Source organism: Blastopirellula marina DSM 3645 (genome assembly GCF_000153105.1).
GTDB classification, from domain to species: Bacteria; Planctomycetota; Planctomycetia; order Pirellulales; family Pirellulaceae; genus Blastopirellula; species Blastopirellula marina.
Map to the genome: position 1 here is coordinate 1,696,145 of NZ_CH672377.1, position 14,161 is coordinate 1,710,305.

General features: G+C 59.2%; 9 protein-coding genes and 1 tRNA gene. 8 read left to right on the plus strand and 2 right to left on the minus strand.

The window, feature by feature from the left end:
* Positions 1–5: 5 nt before the first annotated feature.
* Both DSM3645_RS26060 and DSM3645_RS26065 read left to right on the plus strand, forming a co-directional pair.
* Positions 6–1,418 (plus strand): DUF1501 domain-containing protein, encoded by a 1,413-nt coding sequence (locus DSM3645_RS26060; RefSeq protein WP_002655648.1) that lies wholly within the window; start codon positions 6–8, stop codon positions 1,416–1,418.
* A gap of 214 nt (positions 1,419–1,632) precedes the next feature.
* Positions 1,633–1,705: transfer RNA gene (locus DSM3645_RS26065), tRNA-Lys, on the plus strand.
* A gap of 1,059 nt (positions 1,706–2,764) precedes the next feature.
* On the opposite strand, the gene DSM3645_RS26075 is transcribed toward DSM3645_RS26065, so the two are convergent.
* Both DSM3645_RS26075 and DSM3645_RS26080 read right to left on the minus strand, forming a co-directional pair.
* On the minus strand, positions 2,765–6,190 hold the full coding sequence (locus DSM3645_RS26075) for a PVC-type heme-binding CxxCH protein (protein ID WP_002655649.1): 3,426 nt from the start codon (positions 6,188–6,190) through the stop codon (positions 2,765–2,767).
* A 54-nt stretch (positions 6,191–6,244) separates the two neighbouring features.
* Entirely contained in the window at positions 6,245–7,441 is a 1,197-nt protein-coding gene (locus DSM3645_RS26080) for an SGNH/GDSL hydrolase family protein (protein ID WP_040353033.1), read from the minus strand.
* A 203-nt stretch (positions 7,442–7,644) separates the two neighbouring features.
* Between DSM3645_RS26080 and DSM3645_RS26085 the strand changes: the two genes are divergently transcribed.
* The 6 genes from DSM3645_RS26085 (at position 7,645) to fabF (ending at position 13,715) form a co-directional block, all read left to right on the plus strand.
* Positions 7,645–8,877: an LL-diaminopimelate aminotransferase gene (locus DSM3645_RS26085; RefSeq protein WP_002655651.1), complete on the plus strand. Its 1,233-nt coding sequence runs from the start codon at positions 7,645–7,647 to the stop codon at positions 8,875–8,877.
* A 183-nt stretch (positions 8,878–9,060) separates the two neighbouring features.
* Positions 9,061–10,146 (plus strand): 3-isopropylmalate dehydrogenase, encoded by a 1,086-nt coding sequence (gene leuB, locus DSM3645_RS26090; RefSeq protein WP_002655652.1) that lies wholly within the window; start codon positions 9,061–9,063, stop codon positions 10,144–10,146.
* Positions 10,147–10,250: 104 nt separating this feature from the next.
* Positions 10,251–10,496, plus strand: a complete 246-nt coding sequence (locus DSM3645_RS31550) for a hypothetical protein (protein WP_002655654.1) — start codon at positions 10,251–10,253, stop codon at positions 10,494–10,496.
* A 154-nt stretch (positions 10,497–10,650) separates the two neighbouring features.
* A complete protein-coding gene (locus DSM3645_RS26100; protein ID WP_040353399.1) occupies positions 10,651–11,661 on the plus strand; it encodes an HAD family hydrolase in 1,011 nt (336 codons plus the stop codon).
* 186 nt (positions 11,662–11,847) lie between these two features.
* Positions 11,848–12,429, plus strand: a complete 582-nt coding sequence (locus tag DSM3645_RS26105; protein ID WP_002655656.1) for a winged helix-turn-helix transcriptional regulator — start codon at positions 11,848–11,850, stop codon at positions 12,427–12,429.
* A gap of 53 nt (positions 12,430–12,482) precedes the next feature.
* On the plus strand, positions 12,483–13,715 hold the full coding sequence (gene fabF, locus DSM3645_RS26110; protein ID WP_116344578.1) for a beta-ketoacyl-ACP synthase II: 1,233 nt from the start codon (positions 12,483–12,485) through the stop codon (positions 13,713–13,715).
* Positions 13,716–14,161 lie beyond the last annotated feature (446 nt).

Consider the following 14,161-nt stretch of genomic DNA (forward strand, 5'->3'; position numbering starts at 1 on the left):
TCACCATGTCGCATTGTCATCGTTATCGTCCGCAACCGCTGTCGCGCCGCGATCTGCTAAAGTCGGCGTCGTGCGGGTTCGCTGCGGTCGCACTGCAGGCGCTGCTGGGGGATAACTCATTCGCCGCGTCCGACGCTTCGTCAGCGCCGCACCATGCGGCCAAAGCGAAGAACGTCATCTTCCTCTACATGGATGGAGGCCCTTCGCAGGTCGATACCTTCGACCCGAAGCCGGCGCTGGCCAAGTACGACGGCCAGCCGTTCCCAACGAAGACCGAGCCGACGCAGTTCAACAACAACGGCGCAACGCTGGCGAGCCTCTGGAAGTTCAAACAGTATGGCGAGAGCGGGCTGCCGGTCAGCGAGCTCTTTCCGCACATCGGCTCGCAAGCCGACAAGCTGGCCATGATTCACTCGATGACCTCCGAGTTTCCAGAGCACACCAGCGCCAACTACTTTTTGCATACCGGCAGCGGCTTGCAAGGCCGCCCTAGCATGGGCGCGTGGACGACGTACGGTCTCGGCAGCGAGAATCAAGACTTGCCAGGCTTCGTCGTGCTGAACGGTGGGCTGATCCCGCCCGGCGGGATCGACAACTTCAACAGCGGCTTTCTGCCGGCCGCCTATCAAGGCTCGATCTTCAACCCCGGCGATCCCCCGGTCGCCAACATTCGCCCCGCCGATCGAACCGCCGCACTGCAAAAGCGGAAGCTCGGCCTGATCGAACGTCTGGATCGCGCCGCGCAAGCCAACGCCGGCGGCGATGATCAGCTGGAGTCGGCGATCAAAAACTACGAGCTCGCCTATCGCATGCAGACCGCCGTGCCAGAGCTGATGGACATCCGCGACGAGACGCCGGCGACGCTCGAAATGTATGGCCTGAACGATAAGTTCAACAACACGAAGGTCTACGGCCGACAATGCTTGACCGCGCGGCGGCTGATCGAACGCGGCGTCCGCTTCGTCGAGCTGACCTGCCCCGGCGGCAACGGCGATCGCTGGGATCAGCACAGCAATCTCAAGGAGGGTCATGAGAAGAACGCGCAAACCGTCGACAAACCGATCGCCGGCCTGCTCGCCGATCTGCAGCAACGCGGGCTACTCGATTCGACGCTGGTCGTCTTCGCCGGCGAATTCGGCCGCACGCCGTTCGCCCAAGGCGCCAACGGCCGCGACCATAACCCGTTCGCGTTCACCATCTGGATGGCCGGCGGCGGCGTCCAAGGAGGCGTCCGCTATGGTCAATCGGACGAGTTCGGCTACAAAACGATCGAGAACCGCCTGATGATCCACGACCTGCACGCGACGATGCTGCACCTATTGGGGGTCAATCACGAGCAACTCACCTTCCGCTTCAGCGGCCGCGACATGCGCCTAACCGACGTCCACGGCGAAGTCGTCCACGACATCCTCGCGTAGCTCCAAGCCTAGCGCCATGCTCTTTCTGCGTCTTCGCGAGCAGAGCATGTCCTCCCAAGGCCCCAATTCCGAGTCGCTCCCCACAACTATTTCCCAAATTCGTAAACCGAGCGAACCAAAGTTCCCGCTACTTTCTCTATCCAGCTACCCAGCGGACAGGTTAGCCCCCTTGACGGTCCGCCCAAATTCGCGAAAACTGGCATGTTTCCCACCCGAGGTTGTAGCTCAGTTGGTAGAGCAACGGACTTTTAATCCGTAGGTCCTGGGTTCGAGCCCCAGCAACCTCACTGCAGTAAGCCGTAGTCCTAACAAGACTTACGGCTTTTTTTATGCGCCCGCCCCAGCCATTTCCTGCAGCTTCTTCGTCGCCCGACGCGCGAGGTTTGAAGTGCCCTTTTTCGAACCAAGCAAACACAATCCGGGCCGGAAGCAGCCAGCACCCAAACTTCTTAGGCCCAGCGGACCGTCCCAACCTAGCCTGGGGCAAAGTCGCGAAAGCGACGCAGGCCCAGGTCCGCACCCATAACAGCGACGAGGACGTTGGAGGGAATTCCCGTTCGTAGGCGCCATTTCGCGATCGTTGAAATGACTGGAATCCAATGGGAGACTCACGCACCATCATGGGCACGCGAAGACGCGGTAAGAGCTTGGCGCCGGGCGCCTAGTTTGGTTGTGCCAGCGCGGTAAAGATTGTCTCTCGACATAGCGCACGGAAGTGTGGTCGATTGCGCTCAGCGCGCGGGAACTTTGCGCGGCGCTGCTGGTTGGGTCAAGCTGCGAAATCGGCCGGGGCTTTCGTTTGCGCAGATTAACCCACTGGCGAAATGGCGATTCCAACGTCCCGGGAATGCAGCGGTCCGGTCCAACGGTCCAACCCTCAAAAAAAACGTGGCGTGCGAGTCCACTCGAGCGCCAAAAAAAAAACGCGCTGCGGTCCAGTCCACATTGTGAAACGAATCACAAAGGCGGAAACCCGAGGGTGGAAGGAAGCGCGAATGAACGGGACGGAGGTCCTGTCCACTCGAACGCTGGAAAAAAAACGTGCTGCGGTCCAGTCCAATCCGCTCGCAAAAAAAACGCGGCGGTCCGGTCCAACCCTCTGAGATCGGCTGCCAACCTACGCAGATTCACTCGCAGGCAAGCTGGGAAGTTTCGCGATCAATTTTTGCAGCGGTCCGGTCCGGTCCACACTTCGCTGGGGAAGTATGGCGATACGGAACTGCAACGGTAGTGGCGAGTCGATTCCCTTGGCTTGCGCCGCGGCGGGCTCGTGTGGCGTCGATCGGCGATGCTGCAGGAACGCCACGCGCAACATCTTCTCCATTTCCCCGTTTCCGCTTTTCTTCCTACTTCCCACCGATCGGTTCGGCGCGGCCGGTCGAGTCAGCTTCGATCACTTCGACTTTGACCGGAGCGGTTCGCGCGGCACGATCGATTTCGAGCGTGATCCGCTTTTCGCCGGCGGGCCAATCGAAGGTCATTTGCTTTTCGAGCGGGGTCGGGCTTTCGCCGTCCCACAGCTTCAGACCGGTGATGTCGCCGAAGTCGAGCGTGATCTTGCCGGCTTTGGCGACATTCAGCTGGAAACGGACAAACGAGAGGGGAGGGCTAATCTTGTGAGGTTGAATCTGCGGCAGTTCTTCCAGCGGCAAAGCGCCGTCGACCTTGCTATAACGCGAAGTCCAGGTCAACGCGGCGTCGTCGGTCGATGCGGTGTCGCTGCTGGTGCGATTCAGACGGCTATGCCCTTCTTCGGTCCACTCCAACGCTTCCCAGCGGCGGACGATCGGCGCGGGGCTAATCGCATAGGGGCCGACTTTGCCGAGCTGCGCGAGAAACGCGGCGAGATCGACGATCTCTTCGGTGGTCAGCGCGTCCACAGCGCCGGCCGGCATGAGAGACTGACCATCCTTCTGCTCTTCGATCGCTTCCAGCGGCACGGCGATTTCTTTATCTTCCGCGTCACGCAAGATCAGCTCTTCGGACGTGCGACGAACCGGGATGCCGCTGACGACGCGGCCGTCGTCCAACAGCAAGATCAGCGAGTTGTAGTTTTCCTTCAGCTTGGCGCTGGGCCGCAGCAGCGACTCGACCACGTAATCAGGCTGAGCGCTGGCGCCGAGACTGATCAAGTTGGGGCCGACCAAACCGCCGGCCGGGCCGATCGAGTGACACTTCATACAACTCAGTTCGGTGCGGCGGAAGATCTCTTCGCCGTGCGCCGGATCGCCGCCGGCAAGCGCCTTGGTGATCGCGGCCAGCTCTTCGTCGGTCCAAACCTTGGCTTCTCCTTGGCCGACTCCTCCCGATTTGCCGAGGGCCGAGATCAACGCTTGCTCTGGTTGGGGACTGGATCGCACGGCGCGAATCGCCATCTTTGCGACGTCAGCATTCAGCTTGGCTTCGTTGAGCGCGGCGGCCAGTTTGGCCTGACCACCCTTGCGCATCAGATAAGGCGCGACCAGGCCAGCGGCGGCGGGCGATTTGGCGGCCGTCAACAGGGCGACGGTTCGCTTCGCCGCTTCGTTGGGGGCGACGCCGACCAGCGCGGCGGTCGCCGCTTGGCGCAGCTGCATCCCTTCGGCCTTGTCGGCCAAAGAGATCAGATCGTCCATCGCTTTCAATTGGGCCAGCGATTGGAGCGCGGCCGTTTGCACCGCAGGCGAGTCGGTGGTCGCCAGCGCCGCGAGTTCGTCACGCAGGTCGGCGACTTGCCACTCGCCAACCGCTTTGGCGGCGGCGATCGCGACGGCGTCGCTATGCGCGTCAAGCAACTCGCCCACTTGGGTCAGGTCGCCAGAGGGTTTCACTTTCCGTTTTTCAAATGCGGAAGAGAGGGTGGTCAACAGCTCGGCGCGACGAGCCGCATTGGCATTGGCCGTATCATTCAGCACGATATCAAGCAGCCGACGCAGCTGATCGGGATTGCCGCGCTGTGCGGCAAGGTCCAGCGATTGACGCCGCGCGGCGTCGGTCAGCTCCGGCGCGTTGAGCAGCGAGAGCGCCGGTGCGACCACGTCGCCCGATTCGACCGCCGAGAAAGCGTAGAGCCATTTCTCGGGCGATTTGTCGAGTGCTATCTCGCCTTTGACGGCCTTCGGCAGCCAAGCGGGCGAAAGCTCGTTGAGCGTGCTCCACAGCGCGAAGTCCAGGAAACGATCCATCGGCTGATCGAGCGCCAGCAACGCGATCTCGGTCGCGGTCAGACTGTTGAGTTTCGCCAGAGCGCAGACCGCTTCCAACCGAACCCGCGGGTGTTGGTCGGTGACGGCGACTTCCAACAGCAACAGCGGTTCGGCGATGCGGTCGGCCCATTGCGAGAGCACGCGAACGGCGGCGGCGCGAATGTTGTGGTCATCGCAGACCAACAGTTCGGCCAACAGCCGCTCGTTTGGCAGATTCAGGTTTTGATAGATCCAGAGGACTTCCAGCTTCTTTTGCAGATAGAGGGGATCGTTCCCGTCGAGATTCGCTTCCCACGGCTCCAACTCGGGCAGCACGACTTCGGCGCCGCGAGCTTTGAGCGTCAGCTTCGCCCACAGACGGACCCATTCTTCCTGGGCGGTGAGCAGTTCGAACAGTTCCGGCTCCGATGCGCCGGCGATCTCTTGTCTCTGGAGCGGCGTCATGTCTTTGCGCGTGACGCGCCAAATGCGGCCGTGCGTTTGATCGCGGCGATCGTCGCGGAAGTCGACTTCGCCATGTTGGATGATCGGGTTGTACCAGTCGGCGATATAGATCGCGCCGTCGGGGCCCATTTTGACATCGACCGGACGAAACGCGACGTGCGACGTTTTGATCAGCTCTTCGCCTTGACGGCTCGAGTAGCCAGAGCCTTCTTCGTCCAAGATGAAACGGCAAACGCGATGAGCGCGAAAGTCGTTGGTGATGCAGTTCCCTTGCCAATCATCCGGCAGTGCGCCGCCGCTGAGAATCTCGAGCCCGCAATGCTTGGGGCTGCCGGGGTTCAAACCTTTGACCAACCGTCGCGCATTGGGAGAAGACACGAAGACCGAATCGGGGAAGACGTAGTTGATCCCTTCCATGTAGGCGCCATCAGTCGCAAAGTCGGCGCCGTAGCGATTGAAGTGATGTCCCCAAGTGTTGACAAAGCCTTTGCAGAGGACATCGAGCTCCATCGTCTCGGGACGGAAGCGCCAGATGCCGCCGCCGTCGAGCCGCCGCACGCCGTAGGGGGTTTCGACATGACTATGGATGTAGATCGATTGGTTGAAGTACATGTTGCCGTCATGGCCCCACCGCAGCGTATGCAGAATGTGATGCGTATCCTCGGTGCCAAAGCCGGAAAGGACGACCCGTTTTTGATCGGCTTTACCATCGCCGTCGGTATCGCGCAGGTGGAGCAACTCGGTGCTGTTGGCGACATACACGCCGCCGTCACCGGGCAACACGCCGGTCGGGATCAACAGCCCATCGGCGAAGACAGTGCTGGTTTCGGCGACGCCGTCATGGTCCTTATCTTGCAAGACGATGATCTTGTCATCGGCGACCTGACCCGGCTCGATCTGCGGGTAGATGCTGCTCGATGCGACCCACAAGCGGCCTTCAGCGTCAAAGTTCATCTGAATCGGCTTGGCGATTGCGGGATCCGACGCGTACAAGTTGACCTCGAAACCGTCGGCCACCAGAAAGGTCTCCAGCTCTTTGGCTGGATCGGAGTCGGGGATGTCTTTCAAATCGCGTTGGGCGAAGGCGGGAGCGGTCAGCAGCAGGGCCGACAACAGCGTAACAAGCGGGGCAAACGGTTTCATAGGATTCGCGTCTCAAGTCGACGTGGGCGGGTAGGGGAAAAACGGAGGCGAGCGTTACTTTTGCGGCGTCAACTGAATGTCGAGCGACACAGGCTGACGCAGCTGCGCGATCTCGCGCTCTTTGGCCTCGATCAGGGGATCGAATTGGGGGATTTCGGCCGCGTTGTTCCCTTGCTCATGCTTGCGAAAGAGAAAGAGATAGGTTTCATTTTGGGGACGATAGCGATGAAAGAAGAGTTCGTTCTTGGCGACGATCGTGCGGCGCAATTTCTCGGCTGCGTCGGCCAGCTTCGGCACGTTCACGCCGACGCCGTCTTGCAGTTGCTCTGCGGAGAAGCTCCCCATCTTTTCGCCATCGATGATCAACTCGAACATCCCGTTCTGAGTCGTGCGTTTCATCACTTTGAAGTCGAAAGTCACATCTTCTACTTCGCCGTCATAGCTGACGCAGTTACTTGGGGACGGAACTGCGGCGGACAAAGGCGCCCGAAGGGGCAACCGCGATTCTTTCAGAGGAAGAATCGGCGTGATCGTGCCCAACGATTTGCGAATCGCCCGGGCCGCTTCCCAATACCCATACTCCGTCAGATGAACGCCGTTGCTGGTCAGCGTCGCTTTCCCTTCGACGCCGGACTTAAACGTGTCGCCCAGCGCGTCATAGACGTCGACAAAGTCATAGCCGCGCTGATAGGCGATCTCTTTGATCGCGTCGCGGTATTTCGCCAAGCGAGCGTTTTGGTCTTTTGGATCAGGAAGCGGTCGGCCCAGATCTTCCTGCGGCGGCGGCGAGAGGAGCATGATCTTTTTGGTGTGTCGCTCGACGGCGTCCAGCAAACGGTTGTAACCAGTGCGGAACTGGTCGAGGCCAGCATCTCCGGCGAACGCGGCGTTCGATCCATAGCAAACGATCGCGGCGGTCGGCTTGACCAGATCGAGCGAATTGTTGAGATGGTTCCAACCTTCGGCGGCGTTGCCAAAACGAGCTCGCGAGCGGCCAAAGACATCGTCGCCGCTCCAACCGAGATTGCGGAACGTGATGTTGCGGTCGTGATACTGGGCGGTCAACGCCGTTTCGATATAACCTTCGTGCTGTTCACGCTCGATGAAGGTATTCCCCAAAAAGACGACGCGATCACCGTCGACCAGGCCATCTTTCCAGAGCGGGGGCGTTTCGGCCTGGGTGCTGGATGCGGCAAACAGCGTCACAACAGCCCAGGCAAGCGCCAAGGCGAAACGGCGGGGACAGGTCACAGAGGTATCCTCGAAATTCTCAGGGCGGGGGAACGAGATCGCGGTGGGGTGCTGATTTTCTATTTTCTAGTTTACCTCCCGAAAACCGGGTTTGCCACGCGCTGCGGGCGAACTAGCGGGGCGGTTGTCGGATCGACAGCAGATGAGGTAGGTTATCGGTTTCGCTTTTTCCGCCCGTTTCCCCCTGTATTAACTGCAAAACGATGAGCGATCCGTACTTTCAGCAGCTGTTCGCCGACCGCATCGGCGGGGCCAACTATGGCAAAGGGACCGAGATTTATAAGTTCGAGAAGATCAAACGGGCCAAACGCAAAGCCCTGGCCGATCATCCCGAACGGAAGCTCATCGATTTTGGCATCGGCGAAAACGACGAGATGGCGCCAGAGTCGGTTCGCCAGGTGATGGCCGCCGAGATCAACAAGACCGAAAACCGCGGCTACGCCGACAATGGTATCGCCGCGTTCAAAGAAGCGGTCGCTCGCTTTATGCAGCGGATGTTTGGCGTCAGCCTGGACGCGACGACCGAGATCAATCATTGCATCGGATCGAAGACCGCGCTGGCGATGATCCCAGCTTGCTTTATCAACCCCGGCGACGTCACGCTGATGACCGTCCCCGGCTATCCGGTCGCTGGTACGCATACGCGTTATTACGGCGGCGAAGTTTTCCGTTTGCCGCTGCTGGCGGAGAATGACTTTCTGCCGGACCTGGCCGCGATCCCAGAAGATATCCTTCGCCGCACCAAGTTGCTGGTGCTGAACTACCCGAACAGTCCGACCGGCAAAGTCGCGACCAAAGAGTTCTACGCCGAGGTCGTCGAGTTCGCGAAGAAGCACAACATCGTCGTCATTCAAGACGCGGCGCACACCGTGCTGACCTTTGACGGAGAGCCGCTCAGCTTCTTGTCGGTTCCCGGCGCGAAAGATGTGGGAGTCGAGATCCACTCGCTCTCGAAAGGGTTCGACATGATCGGCTGGCGGATCGGTTGGGTCTGCGGCAATCCCTTGCTAGTGCAGGCCTTCTCCGACGTCAAAGACAACTGCGACTCAGGACAGTTTATCGCCGTGCAAAAAGCGGCCGCCGCGGCCCTCGACGACGAGTCGATCCCCGGTCGCACGCGAGAGAAGTACCAGCGTCGTCTGACCAAGTTGGTCAGCATGCTGAAACGGTGCGGCTTTGAATGCGAAATGCCCGGCGGCACCTACTTCCTGTACACGAAGAGCCCCAAGGGCGTGGTCGGCGGGCCGACGTTTGATTCCGGCGAAGCGGCGTCGCAATACTTGATCACCGAGCATTCGATTTGCACCGTGCCATGGGATGACGCCGGCGCGTTCCTGCGGTTCTCGGTCACCTATGTCGCCGCCGACGAAGCGGCCGAAGACGCGCTGATGGCCGAGACCGAATCGCGGTTGAAAGAGATTCAGCTGCAGTTTTAAGGAAACGCGCGACTATCGAACCAAGTCGCTCAAGAACTGGAATGTCGCAGACAAGCGGCCAGGCACGTTTTGAAAGTCGGCCGGCCGCTGAAAACACCCCCACCTTCGCGGACCGCTAGCGAGAAGGTAAGCTGGGGGGATTGCTGATCGGCCCGTCATCTACGCTGCCCACCCAGAACTACCATGAACAAAAAACTCCTCCTGCTTCCCGGCGACGGGATTGGTCCTGAAATCATCACCGAGGTCCGCAAGTTGATCTCTTGGATCAACGATCATACCGACCTGACGATCGAGACCGAGGAAGATTATTTCGGCGGCGCCGCGATCGACGCCTATGGCGTGCCGCTGCGTGACGAGACGTTGGCGGCGGCTCGTAAGTCGGACGCCATTTTGATGGGTGCGGTCGGCGGTCCGAAATGGGATAACGTCGCCTACGATATTCGGCCCGAAGCGGGATTGCTCAAGATCCGCAAGCAATTGGACCTGTTCGCCAACCTGCGCCCGGCGATCGTGTTCGACGCGCTGATCGACGCTTCGTCGCTGAAGCCGGAGATCGTGAAGGGGCTCGATATCCTGATTGTCCGCGAACTGACCGGCGGCGTTTACTTCGGTGAACCGCGGGGGATCGAAGACCTAGGCGACGGCGAGCGCCGCGGCGTCAACACGCAGGTTTACACGACCTCCGAAATCCGTCGCGTCGGCAAGGTCGCCTTCGAGATCGCGCGGAAGCGTCAAGGGAAGGTCACCTCGTGCGAGAAGGCGAACGTCATGGAGTCCGGCAAGCTCTGGCGAGAAGAGATCACTCGTCTGCATGCCGAAAGCTATTCCGACGTGACGCTGGAGCATATGTACGCCGATAACGCGGCAATGCAGCTTTGCCGACGTCCGTCGCAGTTTGATGTGATCGTCACCGACAACCTGTTCGGCGACATCTTGTCGGACGAAGCGGCTATGCTGACCGGATCGCTCGGGATGCTCCCTTCGGCGGCTCTCGGCGCGCCCGACTCGCCGGGCTTATACGAACCGGTTCATGGTTCGGCGCCTGACATCGCCGGCCAGGGAATCGCCAACCCGCTGGCGACGATCTTGAGCTTCGCGATGCTCCTGAAGTACTCGTTCAATTCGGTCGCACTGGGCGAACAGATCGAAGCGGCGGTGCAAGCGGTTCTGGCCCAGGGACTGCGAACGGCCGACATCATGACCGAGGGTTGCCAGAAAGTGACGACCGTCGAAATGGGAGATGCGGTCATTAAGGAACTAGCTGCGTAGTCGCGCAGCGCGGTTGAAATAGATTCAACTGCAGCTCTTGAAGTTCGCTGACAGCAACCATTCCCAGAGCGGTCGAATCTCAATCGACCGCTTTACTAGAGAGGATGGCCACGACTACGGTCAATCGCGCCGGCTTCCAGCCTGGCGGCGATGACGCGTTGGTCGCATTTCTCTCTGACGCCGACAAGGCGCTCGGCTGCACCAATGATTGGGGCCGCACGTTCACGGGATACGATGGAATCTTCATGTTGAAACATGGCCATCGGACGGGCATTTGTTTGCACGCCCGCAAATCGGGTGATATACCACTAGTAGTCTTCCGATCACGCTCATCGGCGAATTGGCGTTGATGAAAACAGAGAACGGACCTGGGCGGGCCTCTTGGGTAACATTTTCGATCTGCTGTTTGCAGTTTGTGGCTCGGACACTCGTTTGACACGGCGTGTCCGGCGCGTTTTTTCCAGCCCACTTCCTCGACCAACTGGCGACTAAGGAATGCTCATCATGCGAATGCACCATGATTTAATTTTGACAGGGCTCCTATTCGTCACCATCGCCGGCAGTGCGTTGGCTCAGTCGGCCACGCCGATGGATCCGTTGCCCTCCTGGAACGAGGGGAAGTCCAAGGCTGCAATCGTCGAGTTTGTGGAGCGAGTCACCGACCAGAGCTCGCCCGACTTTGTACCGGTCGCTGAGCGGATCGCAACGTTTGACAACGATGGCACGCTTTGGAGTGAGCAGCCCCTCTACTTTCAAGGGCTGTACGCGCTTGATCGAGTCCGCAAACTGGCGCCCGATCAGCCAGAGTGGAGCAACACCGAACCGTTTCAAAGCGTGTTGAAAGGAGACCTCAAAGGAGTCATGGCGACCGGCATGCCGGCGATTGAAAAGTTGATCTTCGCTACCCATGCGGACATCAGCGGCGAAGAGTTCCAGACTTCGGTCCGCGATTGGCTCGCAACGGCCAAACATCCGCAAACCGGCCTCCCTTTCACCAAAATGATCTTCCAGCCGATGCTCGAACTCATGGCTTACCTGCGAGCGAATGACTTTAAGGTTTATATCGTGACCGGCGGCGGCATCGATTTTGTACGGGTCTTTTCCGAAGGAACGTACGAGGTTCCGCCCGAGCAGGTAGTCGGCTCTTCGCTTGACGCTAAGTTTGAGATGACCAACGGCATTCCGACGATCCTCAAGACCGGCAAGCTCGACTTCATTGATGACAAAGCAGGCAAGCCGGTCGGCATCTATCGCCACATTGGGCGGCGTCCGATCTTTGCGGCCGGCAATTCCGACGGCGACCTGCAAATGCTGCAGTACACGACGATCCCGAGCGATGCAAAAGATAACAAGCCTGGCTTCGGATTGCTCGTTCACCATACCGACGCCAGGCGGGAATGGGCCTACGATCGCGATTCGCACATCGGCAAACTTGAGAAGGCGCTCGACGATGCGCCGCAGCAGGGCTGGCTGATCGTCGACATGAAAGATGACTGGTCTAAGATCTATCCCTAGGCAAACGAGACGCCAGCGGCTCCTCTTTTCGGTCAAGCTCGATCAATTTCTCCGGAAGCTGTGCCCGTCTTGTCTTGCGATGCAACTTTCATAAAAATAGTTACCTCTCAGGAAATGGAATCCTGTCGCTGACGGCGCACAGGGCGCCTTGCAGCAAATCGAGCGACATCGTCAGTCAGGCGCGATATGAAACGAAAAAGCTTTCAGGACATGGGATGTCCGATTGCGCGCAGCCTAGAGCAAGTCGGCGAATGGTGGAGCATTTTGATCATCCGCGATGCGCTGGCTGGTCTCTCCAAATTCGACGAGTTTCAGAAGAATCTCGAAATTGCCCCCAACATGTTGACGCGTCGCTTGAATTCGCTGATCGAAGCAGGCCTTTTGGAGCGGCGCCAATATAACGACCATCCGCCGCGGTTTGAGTACATTCCGACCGAGAGGGCCGAGTCATTTCGCATCGTCCTCTTGTCGCTGCTGACCTGGGGCAATCAGCACTGCGCACCGGAAGGAGCGAGCGTCCGCATCGCCAACGTGAAAACCGGCGAAATCGCCGATCCGATTCTGGTCGATCGCAAGACGAAGAAGCCGATTCTCTCTGACGAATTTGAAATCATTAGCGGACCGCCCGCCGAAGCCGCAGTGCGAGATCGCGTCGATCTGATCCGCCGCAATCGAAACAAAAAAAGAAACGCGGGTCGCAGTGCGTCGATCGCAGACAAAGCGACAGACAAGCAGCCCCGCAAAAAACGAACATCGGCCCGCCGCTAAGGCGATCAGGCCCTGCATTCAACAAAATCAATTGCCTGAACAAGGATAACGACGTGCGACGAGCAGTGATCACCGGCCTGGGGACGGTCAATCCCCTGGCGAACAATGTTGCGGATACCTGGACGGGACTTTGCAACGGCCAGTCTGGCGTCAATCAGATAACGCAATTTGACGCGAGTCCTTTTCGAACGCAAATCGCGGGGGAACTAAAAAACTTTGAACCTGACCAACTGTTTGGTTCGAAACAGGCGCGGCGACTCGATCGCTATTCGCAGTTCGCGTTGGCCGCCGCGATGGAAGCGATCGACGATTCGAACCTGGAGCTTGAGTCGGAAGACCCCTTTCGAGTCGGCGTCATTCTGGGCACCGGCATCGGCGGCATGCGCACCTTTGAGGAGGAATGCGAAAAGTATCAGCAAAAAGGCCCCGATCGAATCAGCCCGTTTCTGATTCCCCGCATGATGCCCAACGGCGCGACGGCCGCGATCTCTATCCACTTCGGCCTGCGCGGACCAACTTTCAGCGTCTCTTCGGCCTGTGCGTCGGCTGCCGACGCGATCGCGATGGCTCGCGATATTATTCTGGCCGGCCGCGGAGACGCGATTATCACCGGCGGCGCCGAAGCGGCGATTACTCCACTTGGACTGGGAGGCTTCTGCGCCGCGCGGTCGCTGTCAGAACGCAATGACGCGCCGCAAATCGCGAGTCGCCCGTTTGATCAAAATCGTGATGGGTTTGTTTTGGGGGAAGGGGCCGGAGTCATCGTCGTCGAAGAATACGAACACGCGCGCCGCCGCGGCGCCAACATCTATTGCGAAATCACCGGCTGCGGCCAGGCATCCGACGCGCATCACATTACGGCCCCTGACCCGCATGGCGCCGGTGCGATAAACGCGATGCGGCTGGCCATCGCCGACGCAGGCCGCAATGTCGACGAGATCGACTATATCAACGCGCATGCGACCAGTACGCACTTAGGAGACCTAGCCGAAGCCAATGCGATCTGCCAGGTCTTTGGCTCGCACATCGACAAACTTGCGGTCAGCTGCACCAAAAGCATGATCGGACATCTATGCGGCGGAAGCGGCGGAGTCGCGACGATCGCCGCGGCTCTCTCGATCCGTCACGGCACAATCCATCCGACGATCAACTGCGACGACCTCGATCCCGAAGTCAAGCTCGACATTACGCCCAACACGGCGCGTGAAATCGGCGTCAGAAACGCCATGCTGAACAACTTCGGCTTCGGCGGCCACAACTCGTCGCTCGTACTCTCGAAGATCTAGCGTTTGCAACTTCGGCTTTGATTTTCCGATCGGCTACCAAAGTCCTCGCAAACAAGAAATCCTTGGTCGAGATTCGGAATGCCATCACTCGAAAATGAAATATCGCGATGGCGAAGCGGTGATTCAAGTCGTGCAAAGTAATGACGGAGACGATCAGGGCTTGGGAGATCTGATGCGGCAAACAAACCGAGACGAATTCGAATAGGCCCGGCACCTAACGAGGCATCCATGGAGTTCTGAAGTATCTCTCGAACCAAAGCATCGGTTCCAGCATATTCGCCCTCTTCCGCCTGTTCAGTTTTGAAAAGCTGATTTTCGTTTGGGTTCCGAAGGTGCGAATTGCAATGCCTTCGGGGCGACCCTTCCAAATCCGATACACCGACCCGACCAATAATCGGGAAGTGCGGATCTCGGTTGGAAGTCGAGATATCGAGGAAGCGGAACGG